Annotated in this window: 14 protein-coding genes; 8 read left to right on the top strand and 6 right to left on the bottom strand. The window is 67.9% G+C overall.

What is annotated here, in order from left to right:
* Nucleotides 1–24: 24 nt before the first annotated feature.
* The 4 genes from ACWGSK_RS06855 to ACWGSK_RS06870 all read left to right on the top strand — a co-directional run bounded on the left by ACWGSK_RS06855 (nucleotide 25) and on the right by ACWGSK_RS06870 (nucleotide 5,366).
* A complete protein-coding gene (locus ACWGSK_RS06855; protein WP_452455398.1) occupies nucleotides 25–1,008 on the top strand; it encodes an NAD-dependent epimerase/dehydratase family protein in 984 nt (327 codons plus the stop codon).
* A 433-nt stretch (nucleotides 1,009–1,441) separates the two neighbouring features.
* Nucleotides 1,442–1,999 (top strand): RNA polymerase sigma factor, encoded by a 558-nt coding sequence (locus tag ACWGSK_RS06860; RefSeq protein WP_452455399.1) that lies wholly within the window; start codon nucleotides 1,442–1,444, stop codon nucleotides 1,997–1,999.
* Nucleotides 1,996–3,081, top strand: coding sequence for a CU044_5270 family protein (locus ACWGSK_RS06865; RefSeq protein WP_452455400.1), 1,086 nt, complete (start codon nucleotides 1,996–1,998; stop codon nucleotides 3,079–3,081). Before ACWGSK_RS06860 ends, ACWGSK_RS06865 begins: the two co-directional genes overlap by 4 nt.
* 242 nt (nucleotides 3,082–3,323) lie before the next feature.
* Nucleotides 3,324–5,366 carry a tetratricopeptide repeat protein gene (locus tag ACWGSK_RS06870; RefSeq protein WP_452455401.1) on the top strand — a complete coding sequence of 681 codons (2,043 nt, stop codon included), beginning with the start codon at nucleotides 3,324–3,326 and terminating at the stop codon, nucleotides 5,364–5,366.
* Nucleotides 5,367–5,523: 157 nt separating this feature from the next.
* Here the strand turns inward: ACWGSK_RS06870 and ACWGSK_RS06875 are convergent, their stop codons facing one another.
* The 6 genes from ACWGSK_RS06875 to dnaK form a co-directional block, all read right to left on the bottom strand.
* On the bottom strand, nucleotides 5,524–6,120 hold the full coding sequence (locus tag ACWGSK_RS06875; RefSeq protein WP_452455402.1) for a Uma2 family endonuclease: 597 nt from the start codon (nucleotides 6,118–6,120) through the stop codon (nucleotides 5,524–5,526).
* 148 nt (nucleotides 6,121–6,268) lie between these two features.
* Entirely contained in the window at nucleotides 6,269–8,878 is a 2,610-nt protein-coding gene (gene clpB, locus ACWGSK_RS06880; RefSeq protein WP_452455531.1) for an ATP-dependent chaperone ClpB, read from the bottom strand.
* Nucleotides 8,879–8,987: 109 nt separating this feature from the next.
* Entirely contained in the window at nucleotides 8,988–9,488 is a 501-nt protein-coding gene (locus tag ACWGSK_RS06885) for a heat shock protein transcriptional repressor HspR (protein WP_358503842.1), read from the bottom strand.
* On the bottom strand, nucleotides 9,485–10,648 hold the full coding sequence (gene dnaJ, locus ACWGSK_RS06890) for a molecular chaperone DnaJ (protein ID WP_358503840.1): 1,164 nt from the start codon (nucleotides 10,646–10,648) through the stop codon (nucleotides 9,485–9,487). Before dnaJ ends, ACWGSK_RS06885 begins: the two co-directional genes overlap by 4 nt.
* 127 nt (nucleotides 10,649–10,775) lie before the next feature.
* On the bottom strand, nucleotides 10,776–11,501 hold the full coding sequence (gene grpE / locus ACWGSK_RS06895) for a nucleotide exchange factor GrpE (RefSeq protein ID WP_358503837.1): 726 nt from the start codon (nucleotides 11,499–11,501) through the stop codon (nucleotides 10,776–10,778).
* Between the two features lie 42 nt (nucleotides 11,502–11,543).
* The gene (dnaK, locus tag ACWGSK_RS06900) at nucleotides 11,544–13,400 is read right to left on the bottom strand and encodes a molecular chaperone DnaK (RefSeq protein ID WP_452455403.1); all 1,857 of its coding nucleotides are present in this window, start codon (nucleotides 13,398–13,400) and stop codon (nucleotides 11,544–11,546) included.
* Between the two features lie 568 nt (nucleotides 13,401–13,968).
* On the opposite strand from dnaK, the gene ACWGSK_RS06905 reads away from it, so the two are divergent.
* From ACWGSK_RS06905 to ACWGSK_RS06920, 4 genes are all read left to right on the top strand, one after another.
* Nucleotides 13,969–16,188, top strand: coding sequence for a (Fe-S)-binding protein (locus ACWGSK_RS06905; RefSeq protein WP_358503831.1), 2,220 nt, complete (start codon nucleotides 13,969–13,971; stop codon nucleotides 16,186–16,188).
* A 436-nt stretch (nucleotides 16,189–16,624) separates the two neighbouring features.
* A complete protein-coding gene (locus ACWGSK_RS06910) occupies nucleotides 16,625–17,620 on the top strand; it encodes an ABC transporter ATP-binding protein (protein WP_358503828.1) in 996 nt (331 codons plus the stop codon).
* A 49-nt stretch (nucleotides 17,621–17,669) separates the two neighbouring features.
* Nucleotides 17,670–18,512, top strand: coding sequence for an ABC transporter permease (locus tag ACWGSK_RS06915; protein WP_358503825.1), 843 nt, complete (start codon nucleotides 17,670–17,672; stop codon nucleotides 18,510–18,512).
* Between the two features lie 271 nt (nucleotides 18,513–18,783).
* On the top strand, nucleotides 18,784–21,396 hold the full coding sequence (locus ACWGSK_RS06920; RefSeq protein WP_452455404.1) for a histidine kinase: 2,613 nt from the start codon (nucleotides 18,784–18,786) through the stop codon (nucleotides 21,394–21,396).
* Nucleotides 21,397–21,405: the final 9 nt, after the last annotated feature.

The raw sequence follows: 21,405 nt of genomic DNA on the forward strand, positions 1-21,405 counted from the left end.
CTCGTTCTGGTCACACTGGTCCGCATGAGACTTCTGGTTCTGGGCGGTACCGAGTTCGTGGGACGGGCGATCGTGGAGGACGCGCTCGCCCGAGGGTGGGACGTCACGGTGTTCCATCGAGGACGGCATGAGGCCCCGGCGGGGGCGCGCGTGCTGCACGGCGACCGTACCGAGGAGGGTGGTCTCACGGCGTTGGAGACGGGGGAGTGGGACGCCGTCGTCGACACCTGGTCGGGTGCCCCCGGAGCCGTTGCGGCCACCGCTCGACTGTTGGACGGTCGGGTCGGCCACTACGCGTACGTCTCCAGCCGTTCCGTCCACGGCATGCCCAGCGCTCCCGGTGCGGACGAGACCGCCCCGACCGTCAAGCCCGCCCCCGCCGACGAGGGAGAGGACTACGCGCGGGCCAAACGCGGGGGCGAGGTGGCCGCCGAGGAGGTGTTCGGTGACCGGGCGCTGTTCGTCCGGGCCGGGCTCATCCTGGGTCCGTACGAGAACATCGGCCGGTTGCCGTGGTGGCTGAACCGGATCGCGCGGGGTGGTCCCGTTCTCGCGCCTGGGCCGCGTGACCTGCCGTTGCAGTACATCGATGTCCGGGACCTGGCCGCCTGGACCCTCGACGCGGTGGAGAAGGGGTTGGGAGGTCCGTACAACCTGGTCAGCCCGAGTGGGCACGCCACCATGGTGGAACTCCTGGAGGCCTGCCGGGAGGTGACGGGTTCGGACGCGGAGTTCCGCTGGACCGATCCCCAGGTGATCGAGGCGGAGGGGATTCGACCCTGGATGGACCTTCCGGTCTGGCTGCCTCCGGGCGAGATGCACGAGACCCTGCACCAAGGGAATGTCGATCGTGCCCTGGCCACGGGGTTGAGGTGCCGCCCGGTCATCGAGACCGTCGCCGACACCTGGGCGTGGTTGAGGTCCATCGGTGGCGAGGCGCCCCAACGCCCCGACCGGCCCAGTCTCGGTTTGGACCCCGAGGTCGAACGGCGTGTTCTGGGTTTGTGAGCATCGCGAAGGCCCCGACCGTTCGGGTTCCAGCCGGCGGGTAGGGGTTCCCATCCCCCGTGATCTTGCTACCAGTAGCAATGAAAGCCCTTGCTTCGCCACTGGTAGCAAGATCACGAGGGTAGAGGCGAGATGGTGAGCATGGTGCCCTCCGGCGGTCGCTTGGCCGGCCCCGGGGGCCTTCACTGTGCCCACCAGCCCGGCCCACTCTCCCGGAGCCGGGTCATCCGCACGCTGCACATGCCCACCGCCACCACGGTCCAGGTCGCGATCGTCGACGACGGCATCCGTGCCGAACGCACCCCGAGGCCACCGGTTCTCCCGGCCGGGCCTTGCCCATCCCGCGAACCTTCCGCAGGAAAAATCCTCACCGGCGACCGAACACACACCCCCCGTCCCGACATAAGCAGGTGAGAGGACGGGAGGGATGCTCATGGGACGCAGCACGGACGGAGACCCCTACTCCGACGAACGCGCCTTCAACGCCCTGTTCGAGAAGCACTACGACGCCGTGTACCGATACGCCCGGCGCAGAGTGGGCGCCGACCAGGCCGACGACGTGGCCTCGGAGTCCTTCGTCGTGGCCTGGCAACAAAGAAGGCGCCTGGTCCCGCAGCAGGAACTGCCCTGGTTGTACGCGTGCGCACGAAGGATCACCCTGGCCCACCTGCGCCGCGACCAGAGGCAGGACCGGATCGCGCAATCGCTGATCCGAGAACCCGGACGGATCGACATGCTCGCCGACCACGCCGACCGTGTCATCGACCGAAGCGGAGCCCTGGCGGCCCTGGCGCGGTTGACCGAGATCGAACGCGAACTCGTGATGCTCGTGACCTGGGAGGGGCTCGATGCCCGCCAGGCGGCCAAGGTCGTGGGATGTAGCCACGTCACCGCCCGTGGACGACTGCATCGGGCCCGCAAGAGGCTCACCACTCACCTGAATGAGGCGACCGAACCCGAACCGGACTTCACCTGGGAGAAGACGTCATGAACGACCTGACCAGCCTGCGCGCGGCCCTCAACGACAGCGACCCGGCCAGGGACACCACCCCCACCGCCCAGGGCCGTCGATGGGCCCGGACCAACGCCATCGCCAGACTGAAGGAGAACACCCCCGTGACGAATCCCCTGTGGCGCCGTATCCCCGTGCTCGTGACCGGTGCCGCCGCCGCTGCCCTGGCCGTGGGCGTGGGAGCGATGCTGTTGCCCACGGACCACCCGGCCGGCGTACCCGTGGCCTACGCCTCCCCACCCGAGACCGTGGAGGTCGTCGGTGGGGAACCGGTCGACGGCACGGAACCGTTGCTGGAGCTGGCCGAGGTCACGGCCGGACGCGGCGACCCCCAGGGCCGGGGGGACGTGGGGTTCGTCGCCTCCACCGGCACCACCATGTATCGGATGAACGCCAACGCCGGTGACGCGGACCCGGAGGAGACCCACGGATACGGGTTCATCCCCTTCGAGTGGAACCGGTGGCAGAACCTGAACGGTGACATGCGCGAGGACAGTCATCCCCAGCCCCCGACCGAGACGGGGGGAGAGGCCGGCGACCACGAGTGGTTCCTGGATCAGGTCGGTGAATCCTACGAGGACACTCTTCACCCCAGCCTGGTCCTGCCAGAGACGCTGCCCACCGACCCCGACGCTCTGGCGGAGACCCTCATGGACCTGGGTCAGGACCCGGAGGAGGTCAAGAGGACCGATTCCTCCCTGTTCCACGCCGTCGCGAGCCTCTACGAGTACCGGCCCTTGTCCGGTGAGGAGGAGTCCGCCGTCCAACGGATCATCGCCGACCGTGCCGAGACGAGCCACCTGGGCACCGCCACCGATCCGTTGGGTCGAGAGGGCGAGCTCTTCTCGTTCGTCGTCGAGGAGCCCGGTGTCCAGGTGCTGGAGTACCGCTATCTCTTCAGCGCCGAGGACGGAGCGTTGCTCTACCAGGACTCCACCCTGATGGACGAGGAGGACCCGGAGACCCCGATCGAGGACTACGGGCTCGAATATCCCGTTCTGTCCCAGCAGGCCAGCTACGTCTGGACCGGGTGGGTCGAAGAGATCGGTCAGCGCCCTTGACCCCGTGGGCCGTACCCGCCCGGGTACGGCCCCACGGACCGCGATACTTTGCGGATCCGGGCAGAGATGGCCACAACCGCTGTGCAGAAAGCAGAATCGTCGTATGCGACGAACACGGGTGTGGACGCACACAGTCTCTCTTCGGCGGGTTTGTCGACGGTGCTGGGTGCGCCCTTGGCGCGGCCTGGCCACGTCGTACCTCCCCGACTCCGGGGTCGGGGATCACGATGGTCGATAATCGCGTGGGCGATAACCACGGGACCTCCATTCAGGCCGGCGTCATCCACGGGTCGGTCAACGTGTACTCCTCGACGGCCGGGCCGGTGCCGGGCTGGGTGGACACGGCCCTGCAGGTCCACCAGTGCGATGAGGGCGAACTGGGTGTTCACAACTCCCCGCCGGGAGCTGGGGGCGAGGGGCTGCCTCCCTACGTGACCAGGGACGTGGACAACGAACTCGACCAGCGTCTGGCCGCGGTCGCGGCGGCACCGCGCGGCGGGATGGTGCTCGTGGCCGGGGCTTCGACCGCGGGCAAGACCCGATCACTGGCCGCCGCGCTGGGCCGGACCCTGCCCGACCGGATGCTGGTGGCCCCTCCCGAGGACGCCGATCTGCGACCCCTACCCGGCTGGCTCAAGGAACGAGCCGGACGGGCACCACAGGGGTGGGTCCTCTGGTTGGACGATCTGGATCGCCACCTGGGCGCCTCGGGGCTGAGCTCCGCCCTGGTCGCCGAACTGGGGCAGGCCGGTGCCGTGGTGGCCGTCACCATCCGCCGGGAACGGCTGGAGGCCCTGAGCCCGAGTACCACCGACCACTCCTCTGCTTCGGAAGGGGCGGGGTACACGGTACTCAAGGCTCCACCGGTCGTCCTCGAACGTCGTTGGAACCCCGAAGAGCGTGAACGGGCACTTGCCAGTGGAGACGAGCGTCTGGTCCAGGCCGCAGGCGATGAGCGGTTCGGGGTGGCCGAACAGTTGGCCGCAGGTCCCCTCCTCGCACGGACCTGGCGCAATGGTCTCGAAGGCGATCACCCACGTGGCTACGCGCTGGTGGCCGCTGCCGTGGGCTTGGCCGCAGCCGGAGTTTCGAGTCCGCTGACCCGAGAACAGATCCATACCGCCCACGGTGCCTACCTGCCGGCCCCGCCGCCCCTGCCGGAGGAAGCCGATCAGGCTTGGGCCTGGGCCACCCGCCCGCGCAGTGGCCTGGCCGGGCTGCTGGTGCCCGCCGACCATGAGGGTCTCCGGTGGCGGGCCTTCGATTACCTCACGATCGAGGGCCCCCTGCCCGAGTCCGTGAGGTACGCAGCCTTGGAAACGGCCACAGTCCAAGATCGTTTCGCTGTCGGTCTAGCGGCCTACAAGGCCGATCTGGCCAAGGTAGCCGAAGCCGCCTATCTTCCATTGACTGATCAGGGCCATACCGGCGCAATGTTCGGTCTCGGGGTCCTGCTGACGAAGGAGGGCCGGGTGGAAGAGGCCGAGACCTGGTACCGGAAGGCCGCTGAACTGGGCCATTACAACGCGGTATTCAACCTCGGGTGTCTGCTGGCGAATGCGGGTCGGGTAGGGGAGGCCGAGAGTTGGTTCCAGCGGTCCGCTGATCTGGGCAACATCGAAGCGGTGTCCAACCTCGGGCTGCTGCGAGCGAGGGCGGGTCAGTTGGGGGAGGCCGAGACCTGGTACCGGCAAGCTGCCGACCAGCGCGACATAGGCGCGATGCGCGGCCTCGCGGTCCTGTTGGCAAAGGCGGGTCAGTTGGGGGAAGCCGAGACCTGGTACCGGGAGGCCGCTGAGCTGGGCCACCACCACACGGTGTTCAAAGTCGGGATGCTGCTGAAGCGGGAGGGCCGGGTGGACCAGACCGAGACCTGGTACCGGAAAGTCGCTGAGCTGGGCCGCCACAACACGGTGTTCAACGTCGGGGCCCTGCTGACGGAGGTGGCTCGGGTGGGGGAGGCCGAGAGCTGGCACCGGCAAGCTGCCGACCAGGACCACATCGGCACGATGTTCAACCTTGGCATCCTACTGGCGCATGTGGGTCGGGTGGGGGAGGCCGAGAGTTGGTTCCAGTGGTCCGCTGATCTGGGCCACATCAGCGCGATGGCCAACCTCGGGGTCCTGCTGACGAAGGAGGGCCGGGTGGAAGAGGCCAGGGACTGGTACCGGAAGGCCGCCGATCAGGGCCACATCGGCGCGATGACCAACCTCGGGCTGCTGCTGGAGGAAGCGGGGCGGGTGGAAGAGGCCAGAGCCTGGTTCCGACAGGCTCGGATGGAGTGACCCGTGCCGGTAAGGCAAACCCTGGCACAGGTAGCTCCCTCGCCGGACGACATCACCTTGGCCAGCGGGTCGCCGGTCGAGGACTGCACCAGGCGACGCGCCTCTCTCGCGTCTACCCCGGCTGCCTGGCTCAGGAGACCAGCGAGAGCTCCGAGATCTAGCGGCCGTAGCGTTTGAGACCGTCGGTGTTCAGGGTGACTCCGACTCCGGGGATCTCGATGGTGTGGCCGTTGCCGAGAGTGACGATGCTGCGGTAGCGGTCACCGGTGGGCTCGCTGTGCACGGTGACGCTGTCATCGTCGCGGTCGATGAGGAGGTAGACGCCGATGCCGCAGGCGGCGTAGGCGTGCGTCTTCTCGACACGGTCACGGGCGTTGGTGTCGAAGTCCCACGAAGTGACCTCGACGACGGCGAGGACACCCTGAGGGTCGGCCCATTCGCCCTGGCCGGCGAAGTGGTCGATGGGGGCGAGGATGCCATCAGGACGTGCCCGGCCCTTGCGGTAGGAGTCCACTTTCAGGCCCTGCCCGGTGACGTTCAGGTCCAGGTCCGCCCGCTGAGTCATGAACTGACGCATCAGCCACATGAGGATCGCGTTGTGGTCGCTGTCGGGCACGGGACGGATCTCCATCTGGCCGTTGAGGTATTCGAGGGTAACGTCCTCACGGGCGGCAGCCTGGGCAATCGACTCGAACTGGTCGATGCTCAGCTTCTCGATGGGAGATCTCGGTGAAGAGTGTTCGACCACGGTCATGGAGTTCGACCCCTTCTGCTGTGGATGAGTGCCCCGTACTCATATAGGACTCTGAGTCCCAGGTTACTCGGGGATCCTTCCCAGGACCTGAGGTTTCTCACGCGTCGGGACCGCGCCCGGGTGGGCGCGGCCCCCTTCAACAGCGGGGTCAGGCCTTGGTGGGGGTCACCACCAGGCGGTCGCGTTCGGGGTCGACGTCCACGGTCACGGTGTCGCCCTCGGTGAGCTCGCCGGACAGCATCACCTTGGCCAGCGGGTCACCGATCGACGACTGCACCAGGCGACGCAGCGGCCGGGCGCCGTAGTTCGGGTCGAACCCGGTCAACGCCAACCACTCACGTGCGCCCTGGGACACGTCCAGCGTGAACCTGCGCTCGGCCAGTCGCCGGGCCAGCTTGTCCACCTGTAGGTCCACGATCCGGGTCAGCTCCTCGGTGGACAACGCGTCGAACATGATCACGTCGTCCAGGCGGTTGAGGAACTCCGGCTTGAAAGTCGCGCGCACGACGTCCATCACACGTTCCCGGCGGGTGGCCTCCTCCAGGGACTGGTCCACCAGGAACTGTGACCCCAGGTTCGAGGTGAGGATCAGGATGGTGTTGCGGAAGTCCACCTGACGGCCCTGGCCGTCGGTCAGTCGACCGTCGTCCAGCACCTGCAACAGGGTGTCGAACACCTCCAGGTGGGCCTTCTCCACCTCGTCCAGCAACACCACGGTGTAGGGGCGGCGGCGCACCGCCTCGGTCAGCTGACCGCCCTCCTCATAACCCACGTATCCGGGGGGCGCACCCACCAGGCGCGACACCGAGTGCTTCTCGGAGTACTCGCTCATGTCCACGCGCACGATCGCGCGCTCGTCGTCGAACAGGAACTCGGCGAGGGCCTTGGCCAGCTCGGTCTTGCCGACACCGGTCGGGCCCAGGAACAGGAACGAACCGGTGGGCCGGTCGGGGTCGGAGATGCCCGCCCGGGCCCTGCGCACCGCGTCCGACACGGCGGCCACGGCGTCCTTCTGCCCGATCAGCCGCCGACCCAGCTCGTCCTCCATACGCAGCAGCTTGGAGGTCTCGCCCTCCATCAGCCGACCCACGGGGATCCCGGTCCAGGCCGACACGACGTCGGCGACCTCGTCGGCGCCCACCTCGTCCTTGACCATCGGGTCATCACCATCGGAACCGGCCGAGTCCGCGGCCTTCTCCTCGGCCTTGGAAGCCTCCTCGACCTGCTTCTCCAGCTGCGGGATCTCCCCGTACATCAGCCGGGACGCCTCCTCGAAGCGGCCCTCGCGTTCGGCCAGTTCGGCCTTGGTGCGCATCTCGTCCAGCCGGCCCTTGAGCTCACCGACCCGGTTCAGTCCGGCCTTCTCCTGCTCCCAACGGGCCACCAGCCCGTTGAGCCGCTCCTGGTTGTCGGCCAGGTCCGCGCGCAACCGCTCCAGCCGTTGCCGACTCGCGGGGTCCGACTCCTTGTCGAGCGCCATCTCCTCCATCTTGAGGCGGTCGACGGTGCGGCGCAGCTCGTCGATCACCACCGGGCTGGAGTCGATCTCCATGCGCAGCCGGGACGAGGCCTCGTCGATGAGGTCGATGGCCTTGTCCGGTAGGAACCGCGCGGTGATGTAGCGGTCCGACAGGGTGGCCGCGGCGACCAGCGCGGAGTCGGAGATCTGCACCTTGTGGTGCGCCTCGTACCGACCCTTGAGACCGCGCAGGATCGCGATGGTGTCGGTGGCCGAGGGCTCACCGACGAACACCTGCTGGAAACGGCGCTCCAGCGCGGGGTCCTTCTCGATCTTCTCCCGGTACTCGTCCAGGGTGGTGGCGCCGACCATGCGCAGCTCACCGCGGGCCAACATCGGCTTGAGCATGTTGCCGGCGTCCATGGCGCCCTCGGCGGCGCCCGCGCCCACCATGGTGTGCAGCTCGTCGATGAACGTGATGACCTGGCCCTCGGACTCCTTGATCTCCGTGAGCACCGCCTTCAGCCGTTCCTCGAACTCGCCCCGGTACTTGGCGCCCGCCACCATCGCGGACAGGTCCAGGCTGATCAGGCGCTTGCCGAGCAGGGACTGCGGAACGTCGCCCGCCACGATGCGCTGGGCCAGTCCCTCGACGACGGCCGTCTTGCCCACGCCCGGCTCGCCGATGAGCACCGGGTTGTTCTTGGTGCGGCGGCTGAGCACCTGGATGACCCGACGGATCTCGCCGTCGCGACCGATGACCGGGTCGACCTTGCCCTCGCGGGCCCGCTCGGTCAGGTCGACACCGAACTTCTCCAGGGACTGGTAGGTGTCCTCGGGGTTCTCCGAGGTGACCCGACCGGTGCCGCGGACCCGCTCGAAGGCCTCCAAGAGGCCCTCCGGGGTCGCCCCTGCGTCCTTGAGCAGCCGGGACGCCTCGCCACCGTCGGCGGCCAACCCCACCAACAGGTGTTCGGTGGAGACGAACTCGTCCTCCATCTGCTGGGCCCGCTGCGCGGCCGTGTTGATGGAGACGATGAGCTGCCGCGAGGAACTGGGGGAACTGACCGTCGAACCCGCCACCTTGGGCAGGGCTCCGATCGCCGACCCGACCTTGTCCTTGAGCCGGTCGGGATCGACCCCGACCTCCTTGAGCAGCGGCCGGGTGATGCCCTCCGCCTGGTCCAGCAGGGCGTTCAACAGGTGCAGGGGCTCGGTCTGAGGGCTGCCGTTGGTGGTGGCCTGACGAATGGCGGCGGCCAGAGCCTCCTGGCTCTTCTGGGTGAGCTTGTAGTTCACGATCCGTGACTCCATTCACATGAAGTTTCACTCAGGGTAATGTCCAATGGCCGACCCCACCGCGCAATAGGGGTGGAGTCCGCGAGGCCCGACCCCGAGGGTCCGGCCCCTACTTCTGGTCGGGATCGCCCGTGTCGCGGGCGTTCCCGTCGTCCCCGAGCCCGCCGCCCCGCTCGGGACGCTCTTCGGGGTCGGCCGTGTTGAAGATCGTCACGCGGGTGCGGCGCACCAGTTCCCCACGTGCGGGTCCGCCCTCGGGACGGGCCGGGCGGCCGCGCCGGGACACCGCCCGGCGCGCCGCCTCAAGTTCGTTGGCCAGGTGGAACACCTGCTCGCGCAGCTGCTCGACCTCGTCCTCCAGTTCCAGGATCCGCTTGATCCCGGCGAGGTTGATGCCCTCCTCCTGCGACAGCCGCTGCACCACGCGCAACGTCTGCACGTCACGCATGGAGTAACGACGGCCCCGCCCGGAAGTACGTCCGGGCGACACGAGCCCCAGCCGGTCGTACTGCCGCAGCGTCTGCGGATGCATACCCGCCAACTCCGCGGCCACGGAGATGACGTAGACCGGGGCGTCGACTCCGAACGAAGGATCGTTCACGACATTCACGCGCCCTTCGCCCGCGCTTCGAGTCCGTCACGCGGGTCGTAGTCCGACGTCGCCGCGCGGAACTTCTCCAACGCCTCGCGAGCGTCGTCGTTGAGTGTCTGTGGCACCTTGACCTCGAAGGTGACCAGCATGTCGCCGATGGTGCCGTCCTTGCGGGTGGCGCCCTTGCCGCGAACCCGCAGCGTGCGCCCGTTCTGGGTGCCCGGCGGCACCTTCACCGTCACCGGGAAACCGCCCAGGGTCGGAACCCGGACGTCGGCGCCCAACGCGGCCTCGGGGAAGGACACCGGGACCGTGATGGTGACGTTGTCGCCGCTCTTACCGAACACCGGGTGATCCTTCACATGGACGACGACGTACAGGTCACCGGCGGGGCCACCGTTCTCGCCGGGTGCACCCTTGCCCTTGAGCCGGATCCGCTGCCCGTCGGACACACCGCCGGGGATGCGGGTCTGGATGCTGCGCGTGCTCTTGCCGCGCCCGCTGCCCGAACAGGTGGGGCAGGGGTCGTCGACCACCAGGCCGCGTCCCTTGCACTCGCTGCACGGCTCCGACAGCGAGAAGCCGCCCAGGTTGGTGTTCTCGTGCCCGGTGCCGGAGCACTTCGGGCACATTCGAGGGGCCGTGCCGGCGCGCGCGCCCGTGCCCCTACAGGTGGGACACGCCGCGTCGCTGGTCAGCTGGAACGAACGGGTCACCCCGTCCGCGGCCTCTCGGAAGTTCAGTGTCGTCTCGGTCTCGATGTCGGAACCACGTCGGCTGCGGGTCGCCTGACCCGACCGTCCGCGGTTGCCGAACAGCCCACCGAACAGGTCGCTCAGCCGTTCGCCACCGGGGGCGCCACCACCGCCACCGCCCTGACCGAAGATGTCGCTCATGTCGAACCCGCCCGGGCCGGTACCGCCACCGGGCCGGTACGAACCACCGAACATCGAACGCGCCTCGTCGTACTCCTTGCGGCGCTTCTCGTCCGACAGGACGTTGTACGCCTCGGAGATCTCCTTGAAGCGGTCCTCCGCCTTCGGGTCGTCACGGTTGGCGTCGGGGTGGTTCTCCCGGGCCAGCTTGCGGTAGGACGAGCGGATCTCGTCCTTGGTGGCTGTCTTTGAGACTCCGAGGACCTTGTAGTAGTCCTTCTCCAGGTAGTCCTTGGTGCTCATCGACTGGTGCCTTCTCCCCGCTGGTGCCGGTTGCGTCCGATGTTTCCACGTGGGTCCCGGCCGTGTGGGGCCGGGGTCGACCTGTGGCCGTGACCGACGATCTCATGCCGGCCACGGCCACAGCTCGTTACTTCTCGTCCTCGTCCTTCTCGGCGGAGGCATCCCCGGTGTCCTCTTCCGAGGCCTGCGGAGTGTCGCCGGTGGGTTCTCCCACGACCACGCGGGCCGGGCGCAGGACCCTCTCCCCGATCCGGTACCCCGGCTGGAACACCTCGATCACCGACTGGACGGAGATGTTCGGAACCGGGACGAGGGTGAGTGCCTCGTGCACGTTCGGGTCGAACTCGTCACCCTGCTCGCCGTACTTCTCCAGGCCCAGCTTGGTCGCCGCCGCCTCCAGGGACTCGGCCACCGCCTTGAACCCGCCGGTGAGCTCATCGTGGTCCCGGGCGCGACCGATGTCGTCCAGGATCGGCAGTAGTTCGCCGATGACCTGGGCGGTGGCGACCTCACGGACGGCCACGCGGTCACGCTCGACACGCTTGCGGTAGTTGGCGTACTCCGCCTGCACCCGCTTGATGTCGTTGGTGAGTTCGACGACCCGCTCATCGGCGTTGATGGCCTCGCTCACCACCGACTCGGGGGTGTCCGGGATCTCGGGGATGTCCTCGACCTCGGCCTCGACGACCTCGGGCTCCTCGGCGTCGTCCGCCTCGGACTCCTTGGTCTCCTCGACCTCGGGTTCGCGGACCTCACCGGTCTCGGGGTCGATCCTGCGGTTGTCGCGGATCACCGGACCCTGGGTCTCGTCACCGTCACCGGAGTCGGGGCTGTTCTTATCCGACAGCGCCATGTCCGACGTTCCCTCCTTCCTCGACTCTTACGGGACCACGTGTCAGGACTGGTCGCCCTTGCCCTTGCCGTTGTCCTCGTCGACGATCTCGGCGTCCACGACGTCGGCGTCGTCGGCGGAGCCGTCCGCGCTCGCGTCGTCGGCCGGGGCGCCCTCACCCTGCTGGCCCTGGCTGTAGATGGCCGAGCCGATCTTCTGGCTGGCCAGGGCGACCTTCTCGCTGGCGGTGCGGATGGCCTCGGTGTCGGTGCCCTCCAGAGCGGTCTTCAGCTCGGAGACGGCGGCCTCGGTCTCGGAACGCACGTCCGCCGGGATCTTGTCCTCGTTGTCCGTGATGACCTTCTCGGTCTGGTAGACGAGGGACTCGGCGTTGTTGCGGACCTCGGCCTCTTCGCGACGCTTGCGGTCGTCCTCGGCGTACTGCTCGGCCTCGCGGACCATCTTGTCGATGTCGTCCTTGGACATGGCCGAACCACCGGAGATGGTGACCGACTGCTCCTTGCCGGTGCCCAGGTCCTTCGCGGTGACGTTCACGATGCCGTTGGCGTCGATGTCGAAGGCGACCTCGATCTGCGGGACGCCGCGCGGCGCCGGGGGCAGACCGGTCAGGTCGAAGACGCCCAGCTTCTTGTTGTACTGGGCGATGTCGCGCTCACCCTGGTACACCTGGATCTGCACGGACGGCTGGTTGTCGTCGGCCGTCGTGAAGATCTCGGAGCGCTTGGTCGGGATGGTGGTGTTGCGCTCGATGAGCTTGGTGAACACCCCGCCCTTGGTCTCGATGCCCAGCGACAGCGGGGTGACGTCCAGCAGCAGGACGTCCTTGACCTCGCCCTTGAGCACACCGGCCTGGAGCGCGGCACCGATGGCCACGACCTCGTCCGGGTTGACGCCCTTGTTCGGGTCCTTGCCGCCGGTCATCTCCTTGACTTGCTCGGCGATGACGGGCATACGGGTGGAGCCACCGACCAGCACGATGTGGTGGATCTGGTCCAGAGCGATCCCGGCGTCCTTGAGGACCTGCTGGAACGGCACCTTGGTGCGCTCGACCAGGTCGGAGGTCAGACGCTGGAACTCGGCGCGGGTGAGCTTCTCGTCCAGGTGCAGCGGGCCCTCGGCCGAGGCCGTGATGTAGGGCAGGTTGATCTGCGTCTCGCTGGAGCTGGAGAGCTCGATCTTGGCCTTCTCGGCGGCCTCGCGCAGACGCTGCAGCGCCATCTTGTCCTTGGCCAGGTCGACGCCGTTGGAGTTCTTGAACTTCTCCACCAGCCAGTCGACGACCTTCTGGTCCCAGTCGTCACCACCGAGGTGGTTGTCGCCGTTGGTCGCCTTGACCTCCACGACGCCGTCACCGACCTCCAGGAGGGAGACGTCGAAGGTACCGCCACCGAGGTCGTAGACGAGGATCGTGGCCTCGTCCTCCTTCTCCAGGTGGTAGGCGAGCGCGGCCGAGGTCGGCTCGTTGATGATGCGCAGGACGTTGAGGCCCGCGATCGTGCCGGCCTCCTTGGTGGCCTGACGCTGGGAGTCGCTGAAGTAGGCCGGGACGGTGATGACCGCGTCGGTCACGTCCTCGCCCAGGTACGCCTCGGCGTCACGCTTGAGCTTTTGCAGGATGAAGGCGCTGATCTGCTGCGGGTTGAAGGTCTTGTCGTCGATCTGCACCGACCAGTCGGTGCCGATGTGACGCTTCACCGAGCGGATCGTCCGGTCGACGTTGGTGACGGCCTGGCGCTTGGCCACCTCACCGACGAGCACCTCACCGTTCTTGGCGAACGCCACGACCGAAGGGGTGGTGCGGGAGCCCTCGGCGTTGGTGATGACCGTCGGCTCGCCACCCTCCAGGACCGCGACACACGAGTTCGTCGTACCGAGGTCGATTCCGACCGCACGTGCCATGGTTGCTTCCTCCGTCAAAGTTGAGTCGTTCAGGCGTAAGTTTGCTTCGTCAGGTCAGGGCTGTCAAGTCAGTTGAGTCAATGAGGCTCAACTTGATTCCTACGACCTGACAACGGGTGGCCCGGCGGAGATGTTCCCGACCTGGGGAATTTTTGGTGGGCCCGTGGCCGAACTCCGGGACGACTCGGGGAGATCCTCGATTCGAGAATCCGGGAGAGTAAGGGGCTACTCAGGGGGACCGGTGGACCCACCGATGCCCGGGTGTGCCCGATCGGTCCGGCCGTCCGCTTACATAGGGGGCGTGGTGTGTACGTGTGCGAAGGGACCGGAAGCGACCGGCGTGATTCCGTTGTGGCCGAGGCCGGCTACGGTGGGCCCGCGCGTGAGGGCGGTTCCGCGATCGAACGGCACGTCGCGAGAGAACGCATCGGCGAGGGCTCGGAAGCGGGTCTCGGGCCAGGATGGCCCGGGGTGGTGGCGACCTTGCTATTACTCGCTAGTAACATAAGTTGGGACCACCGGTGTGTGGCGCACCGGATGACGAACGCAGGATGGGAGGCCACGGACGATGCACCCGCTGTACTTGACACTGGGCATCATCACCTCGGTCTTCGCCGTGGTCGCGATGGCCCTGTTCGGGTTCGGTCTGTACAAGATCGTGCGAACAGTGGGCATCGGCAGAACGGTGGAGCCCGAGCGCAAGGAGTCGCCGGGCAAGCGGCTGACGATGACGCTCATCGAGATCCTCGGACACACCCGGATGCTCAAGCGTCCCTGGGTCGGTGTGGCCCACTGGTTCGTGATGGTGTCCTTCCCCCTGTTGGTCCTCACGGTCATCGAGGCCCAGGGTGAAGTCTTCGACCCGCACTTCAAGCTGCCGATCATCTACGACTGGACCATCTACGGTCTGGCGATCGAGTTCATCGCCGGGACCAGCCTCATCGGCATCCTCGGCCTCACCGCCTACCGCCTGCTGAACGGCCCCCACCGCAAGGGTCGCGACTCCCGGTTCGCCAACTCCAGGACCTGGACCGCGTACTACGTCGAGGCCTACATCATCGGCCTGCTGCTCGCCGTCTTCGTGATCCGCGGCTTCAAGGTCGCCATCGAGGACTTCGCCTTCCCTGTGTGGGCCACCCCGATCTCGCACGCGGTCGGCGCGATCCTGCCCGGTGACGCCGCGATCGCCGAGCCCGGCATCGCACTGGTCGCCGCCTTCAAGCTGATCATCAGCTACGCGTTCTTCGTGGTGCTCTACCTCAACCTCACCATGGGCATCGGCTGGCACCGCTTCATCGCGCCGGTCAACATCTTCTTCAAGCGCAACGCCGACGGCAGCCCGTCCCTGGGCGCCGCCAAGCAGATGATGGACAAGTCCGGCACCAAGCCCCTCGACTTCGAGGAGGCCGACCCGGACGAGGACCCGTTCGGCGCCGGCAAGCTGGAGGACTTCACCTGGAAGGGCCTGCTGGACTTCACCAGCTGCACCGAGTGCGGTCGCTGCCAGTCCCAGTGCCCCGCCTGGAACACCGGCAAGCCGCTGTCGCCCAAGAAGGTCATCCTCGACCTGCAGGCACACGCCTACGAGAAGGCCCCGTACCTGCTCCAGGGCATCACCGAGGAGACCCTCGCCGAGGCCCCGGACAACAGCCACGCGGGCGTCGACGTCCTCGCGCTCCTCAACAAGCCGCTGGTCGGCACCGAGGAGGAGGGTGGCGTCATCCACCCCGACGAGCTGTGGGCCTGCACCAACTGTGGTGCCTGCGTCGAGCAGTGCCCCGTCGACATCGAGCACATCGACCACATCCTGGACATGCGTCGCTACCAGGTCATGGTCGAGTCCAACTTCCCGTCCGAGGCCAACACCCTCCTCAAGAACCTTGAGAACAAGGCCAACCCTTGGGGCATGGCCGAGGACCGGCGCATGGACTGGATCGAGGAGCTGGCCGGCCAGGAGAATCCGGTCGAGGTCCAGGTCGTCGAGGACAAGCTGCCCGAGGGCACCGAGTACCTGTTCTGGGTCGGTTGCGCCGGTGCCCTGGAGGACCGCGCCAAGAAGACCACGAAGGCCATCGCCGAGCTGCTGGACATCGCGGACGTCAAGTTCGCCGTCCTGGGCGGCATGGAGGCCTGCACCGGTGATCCGGCGCGGCGTCTGGGCATGGAGTACGTCTTCCAGATGCTGGCCCAGCAGAACGTCGAGACGCTCAACGACGCCGGTGTCACCAAGATCGTGGCCAGCTGCCCGCACTGCTTCAACACCCTGGCCAAGGAGTACCCGCAGCTCGGTGGCACCTACGAGGTCATCCACCACAGCCAGCTGCTGGCCCAGCTGGTGGACGAGGGTCGCCTGACCCCGGTGAGCTCCATCGACGAGAACATCACCTACCACGACCCGTGTTTCCTGGGCCGCCACAACAAGGTGTACACGCCACCGCGCGACATCATGGCCCAGGTGCCCGGCGTCAAGACGCAGGAGATGCACCGTCACAAGGAGCGGGGCTTCTGCTGTGGCGCCGGTGGCGCCCGCATGTGGATGGAGGAGCGGATCGGCAAGCGCATCAACACCGAGCGGGTGGACGAGGCGCTGACCACCAACCCCGACACCGTCTCCACCGCGTGCCCGTTCTGTCAGGTCATGCTCGGCGACGCCATCAACGAGAAGAAGTCCGCCGGTGAGGCCAAGGAGACGCTGGAGGTCGTCGACGTCTCCCAGCTGCTGCTCCGTTCGGTCAAGGGCGACGATCCCGCGGCCGGCGGGGAGAAGAAGGAGACCGCCGACGCCTAGCGTCCGATCTCGCCGAGAATCCGCGCGCGAATGGGCGGGACACCCACGGGGGTCCCGCCCATTCCGTTTCTTCGAAATGCCAGTAGATCCCATAGGACGTTTTTTCCTGAGAAGAAATTTCTCTTTCGTTGTCTCGTGGGATCGATTCAACGGAGAATGACGAATTCCGACGACAGGCCGAGTGTGGTTCGTGTAGAAAGTTGGTGACCGCAGGTACGGCCCCGCCCGACGTGAGTGTGAGGGGACGGGCGTGGACCGCACAGCGGCCGCGACCGCGCTCGCACGTGAGGTGACGAAGGGGCACGTGCGAGCGCGGCGCACCCCCACGGGCCCGGTGGGAATGACATTTGTCAGTACCGGAGCCGGGTGATCGCCATCGTGCTCCTGTGACAGCCGAGTCTGTCGCCGGCCCGCCCCATGCGAAAAGCTGTGGGACATGACGGCGACAGCGAACACCACCGCGACCACCACCCCCCACGCTTCCAAGGAACCGGCGGTGGTGGTCCGCGATCTACGTCAGAAGTACGGCGATTTCGAAGCGGTCAAGGGTGTCTCCTTCGAGATTCGGCCCGGTGAGCTCTTCGCCCTCCTGGGCACCAACGGCGCCGGTAAGACCACCACCATCGAGACCCTCGAAGGGTTCCGCCGCCCCAGCTCCGGCACCGCCCGCGTCTTCGGGCAGGACCCCTACGGACAGCCCGTCGGGGTGCGCGAGCGCACCAACGCGGTACTCCAGGGCAGCGGTCTGATGGAGGACCTCAGCGTCGACGAGACCCTCGCCCTCGCCAGTGACCTCGCCGCCGACCCGCGCGGAACCGACGAGGTGCTCACGCTGATCGGCCTCACCGACAAGCGCGGGCTGCGGGTCCGACAGCTCTCCGGTGGTCAAAAGCGTCGACTCGACCTCGGCCTGGCCCTGCTCACCCGGCCCGAGGTGCTCTACCTCGACGAACCCAGCACCGGGATGGACCCCGAGGCGCGACACGAGACCTGGCGCATCATCGGCGACCTCAAGCGGGACGGCGTCGCGATCCTGCTCACCACGCACTACCTGGAAGAGGCCGAGAAGCTCGCCGACCGGCTCGCCATCATGCACCGCGGCGAGATCCGGGTGGAGGGCACGCTCGCCGAGGTCCTCGCCGGATGGGGCGACCGGGTGACCTTCCTGCTGCCGAGCGACGTGCGCACCGCCGACCTGCCCCGACTGGAGGGTGCCGAGGTCGAGGTGCAGACCCGCGAACAGCGGCTGTGGGCGACCTACACGATCCGCGGCGGCGACGTCGCCGACCGGGCCCACCACACCGTCGCCGCCCTCATGACCTGGGCGGGCGAGCGCGGCGGAACCCTGCAACACCTGCAGGTGCGAGGCGCCTCCCTGGAGGACGTCTTCCTCCAGGTCGCGGACGGCGCGGCGGACCTGGTCGGCGAGTAGCGACCGGCCACTCGGACCACCCATCCCACAGACTTCTGGAGCACCCGACATGACCACCACAGCCCCCGAGGGCACCGAACGCCGCAAGAAGGGGCCGGGCGTGCCGCGTCAGACCCTGCGCCTGGGCCGCACCGAGTTCACGCTCTTCGTCCGGTACAAGACCGCGTTGATGTACCTGATCATGCCGATGATCCTGCTGCTTCCGGTCCTCAACCAGGAGAGCGTCCCGATCCTGGGGGACTACACCACCACGGAGGCGGCGCTGGTCGGCACCATCGGCGCCATCGCCCTGTTCATCGGCCTGGGTCACCCCTCCAACGTCTTCACCGCCCGACGTGAGGCCCTGGTCCTCAAACGGCTCCGGGTGAGCGGGGTGCCCGCGGTGGCGATCTTCGGGGGCGTGTTCCTCGTGGTCCTGCTGTTCACCCTGCTGATCGCGGCGCTCATCATCGGCGGGTCCGTCGCCCTCGGCGGTCCGCTGCCCTCCGACCCGGTGATGTTGGTGTTCTCCGTGGTGCTGGGATGCCTCGCGATGACCCTGCTGGGTCTGCTGATCACCCGATTCGTGAGCAACGCCGAGTCCGCGCAGATGCTCTCGATGGTGCCGATGATGGCCCTGCTGTTCCTCGGTGGCAGCTTCATCCCGCTGGAGGTCATGCCCGACGGCCTGCGCCAGGTGGCGATGCTGCTGCCGGTCGCCCCGACCGTGGAGATGGCCCAGGCCGCCTACTTCGGCTACGACGTCTTCGGTGGCTTCGAGGGCGCCGAACCGGTGGGTCTCATCGGTCTGTGGGCCGGCGCGCTGCCCAACATCGGCATCATGCTCGCCTGGATCGTGGTCCTGGCGCTGCTGGTCCACCGTTACTTCCTCTGGGACCCCCGCCGTCCCTGAGTGTGACGGACAGACCGAACGTGTCGGGAAGACCCAGGACGGGGGCCTATCCTTTAGGGCCTCCGCTTCGCTTCGGCGTGTTCGGGCGCCCCAAAAAGTCAGGAACCTTCGGCGCCTTTGGTGTGATAGCGAAAAGCGTGCTATCCCACCGCCGGCACCTCCAGAACCCTGACGGCGCCCGAACGGTAACCCCTTGTGGATCAGGAAACAGGGCCCAAGCCTGTGGACAACCGTTCTGAGGGGTCGGCACGTTCTAACGTGAGGTGGACGGATGTCGGTGGGGAAGGCGGGGCGGGTGGCGCTACGGGCCGAAGAGGACACGGAGTCGACCGAGGTCTTGGAATCGTCGGACGGCGGTCTCTACACCCGCAGGCAGCGTCGCCTCCGCTGGGTCGTGCTGATCTTCATGTCCGCACTGGGGCTGCTCTTCCTGGTCTGGCCCTTCTACGAGCTGCTCTTCCAGCTCGATCCCACCGCGTACCGGGCCGTGGCGGGACAGCGGCGGTGGCCCACCCTGGTGGCCCTGGGGCTGGGGGTGGTCGGCTCGGCCTTCGGGTGGCGGATGACGTGGCAACGGGTGAACGGTCGCGCCGTCGCCGACCCCCGTCTGTACTGGGGATCCCTGGCCGTGGTCGCCCTGATGTGCGTCTTCCTCCAGGTCCCCTTCTACATCTTCTCCGCGTGCGCGGGCGCCTGGTGCCTGCTGGTCTTCATGGCCCCGTGGCGACGGTCCCTGTGGATCAGTCCGCTCCTGGTGGTCCTGCCCTGGGTCCGGGTCCTGCTGGACCCGATCGGCCACTCGCCCCTCCTACTGGGGGCGGACTTCGTCCTCGCGGTCCTCTTCATGCTGATCATCTGGTCCGGTTGCGTGGCCACCTTCTGGATGTGGGACGCGACCCGTGAGGCGGTCGAGGGCTCCCAGGCCCGGGCCCGGCTGGCGGTGAGCGAGGAACGTCTCCGTTTCGCCGACGACATCCGGGGCCTTCTCGGCACGGAACTGAGCACACTCGCGGTGAGCGCCGAGCACGCGGGACGGGTCCTGCGCACCGACCCACAGGACGCACGGCTGAGGATCGACCAGGTGCACGAGGCGGCCCGGGGAACGTTGCAGCGAGTGCGATCCGTGGTCCGCGGCTACCGTGACCTCGACCTGGAGACCGAGGTGGGTTCGGTCCGGGCGGTCCTGGAACAGAACCGGACCGTCACTACGGTCACCGGCCTGAGCAGGTTGGACCTGCCACGCGAGACCGCCGGTCTGGCCGCGTGGGTGGTGCGCGAGGGCGGCACGAACGTCCTGCGGCACAGCGAGGCCCGCCGGTGTCGGATCGGGTTCTCCGTGGTGGAGGCGGCCGACGACGTTCCGAGCAGCCTGGTCATCGAGATGGCCAACGACGGCGCCGAGGTCGGTGAGGTCGAGGACACGGGCTCGGCCAGCGGTCTGTCGGGGCTGGCCGAACGCGTCGAGCGTGTCGGTGGCACACTGACGGCGACCGGTACGGCCGACGGCGGTTTCCGGCTGCGCACGGTCGTCCCGCTCTCCAACGCCTCGCTCCAGAGCGCCCCCCGCAACCCGGTGCGACCGGCCACCGTGCGAGCGGACATCGTGCGAGCGGACACCGCTCTGGCCACCGCGCGAGCGGACATCGCGCCGGCCCCACCGCGAGCGGACGCCGTGTCACCCTCTGGAAGCGTCCAGGGCGAGACGAGCAGTGGGAGGGAACGGTGGGCCGACCGTCGTTTCCGGATCACGCGCTTGATCAACTTCGTCATGCTCGGCGGCAGCTGCCTGTCCACGGCCTTCTTCCCCCTCCTCGACCTGGTCTTCAGCGCGTCGGGACAGAGCCCGATGTGGCGGTCCGCGCTCGGGGTGGCGCTCTGCGTCCCCAACATCGTCCTGCTCATCCTGTTGCTGCGCGAGCGCCTGGACGGCGACCGGTCCCCCTCACCGAGGCTCTACTGGACCTCTCTGGCGTTGTTGGCGGCGACGGCCGTCCTGCTCGCCTCACCGGTGGCGAGCCTGTTCACGATCGCCCTCTGGTGGTCGGTCGGCGCCCTCCTGACGCACGGACGCACCACCCTCATCGTTGCTGTGGCCCTGCTGTTCTCCCCGCTGGTGCTGCTGCCGACCTACGCCGTGCCCATCACCGACCTCCCCCTGTACCTCGTGGTCTGGGCCGGGGCGGTCGTGGCCGCCTTGGTGCTGGTCGGCACGACCTTGCTCACCATCTGGCTCTGGGACGCGAGCCGTGAGGCGGTCATCGGCCAGCGGGCCCGAGCCCGGCTCGCGGTGACCGAGGAACGACTCCGCTTCGCCCGGGACATGCACGACCTGCTCGGGCACAGCCTGTCCGCCCTGGCGGTCAAGGCCCAGTTGGCGAGCCGTCTGGTGGACCGCGCTCCGGATCGCGCCGCCGTCGAACTGGCGGAGGTCCAGGACCTGGCCCGCAAGGCGCTGGGCCAGGTGCGATCGGCGGTGAGCGGCCACAGGGAGGCCGACCTGGCCGACGAGGTCGCCTCGGTCTCTTCGATCCTGGAGACCGGAGGGACCCGGACCACGGTCACCGGGTTGGAGGGACTCGAACTCCCGGAGCGGGTCGAGGCGACGGCCGCTTGGGTGGTCCGGGAGGGAGGCACCAACGTGCTGCGACACAGCGACGCCGAGGAATGCCAGATCACCTTCACCCTGGCCCGAGGGGAGGCCGGGGAGAGCGCCACCCTGGTGCTGGAGATGCACAACGACCACGCCCGGGAACGGGTGCGGGACGAGAACGGTGGCAACGGGCTGACCGGGCTCGCCGAACGTGTCTCCGCTAACGGGGGGACGGTCTCCGGCTCCCGCACCAGGGACGGAGGTTTCCTGCTCCGCGCGGTCCTGCCGCTCTGACCCCACGCG

It is taken from the genome of Nocardiopsis sp. NPDC055551 (assembly GCF_053619415.1).

What these genes read in the sequence shown, in the direction of transcription:
- ACWGSK_RS06875 (WP_452455402.1), bottom strand. Translation starts at nt 6,120, where the DNA reads ATGACCGTGGTCGAACACTCTTCACCGAGATCTCCCATCGAGAAGCTG.
- ACWGSK_RS06855 (WP_452455398.1), top strand. Translation starts at nt 25, where the DNA reads ATGAGACTTCTGGTTCTGGGCGGTACCGAGTTCGTGGGACGGGCGATC.
- ACWGSK_RS06860 (WP_452455399.1), top strand. Translation starts at nt 1,442, where the DNA reads ATGGGACGCAGCACGGACGGAGACCCCTACTCCGACGAACGCGCCTTC.
- ACWGSK_RS06920 (WP_452455404.1), top strand. Translation starts at nt 18,784, where the DNA reads ATGTCGGTGGGGAAGGCGGGGCGGGTGGCGCTACGGGCCGAAGAGGAC.
- ACWGSK_RS06915 (WP_358503825.1), top strand. Translation starts at nt 17,670, where the DNA reads ATGACCACCACAGCCCCCGAGGGCACCGAACGCCGCAAGAAGGGGCCG.
- grpE (WP_358503837.1), bottom strand. Translation starts at nt 11,501, where the DNA reads ATGGCGCTGTCGGATAAGAACAGCCCCGACTCCGGTGACGGTGACGAG.
- ACWGSK_RS06910 (WP_358503828.1), top strand. Translation starts at nt 16,625, where the DNA reads ATGACGGCGACAGCGAACACCACCGCGACCACCACCCCCCACGCTTCC.
- dnaJ (WP_358503840.1), bottom strand. Translation starts at nt 10,648, where the DNA reads ATGAGCACCAAGGACTACCTGGAGAAGGACTACTACAAGGTCCTCGGA.
- ACWGSK_RS06865 (WP_452455400.1), top strand. Translation starts at nt 1,996, where the DNA reads ATGAACGACCTGACCAGCCTGCGCGCGGCCCTCAACGACAGCGACCCG.
- ACWGSK_RS06905 (WP_358503831.1), top strand. Translation starts at nt 13,969, where the DNA reads ATGCACCCGCTGTACTTGACACTGGGCATCATCACCTCGGTCTTCGCC.
- dnaK (WP_452455403.1), bottom strand. Translation starts at nt 13,400, where the DNA reads ATGGCACGTGCGGTCGGAATCGACCTCGGTACGACGAACTCGTGTGTC.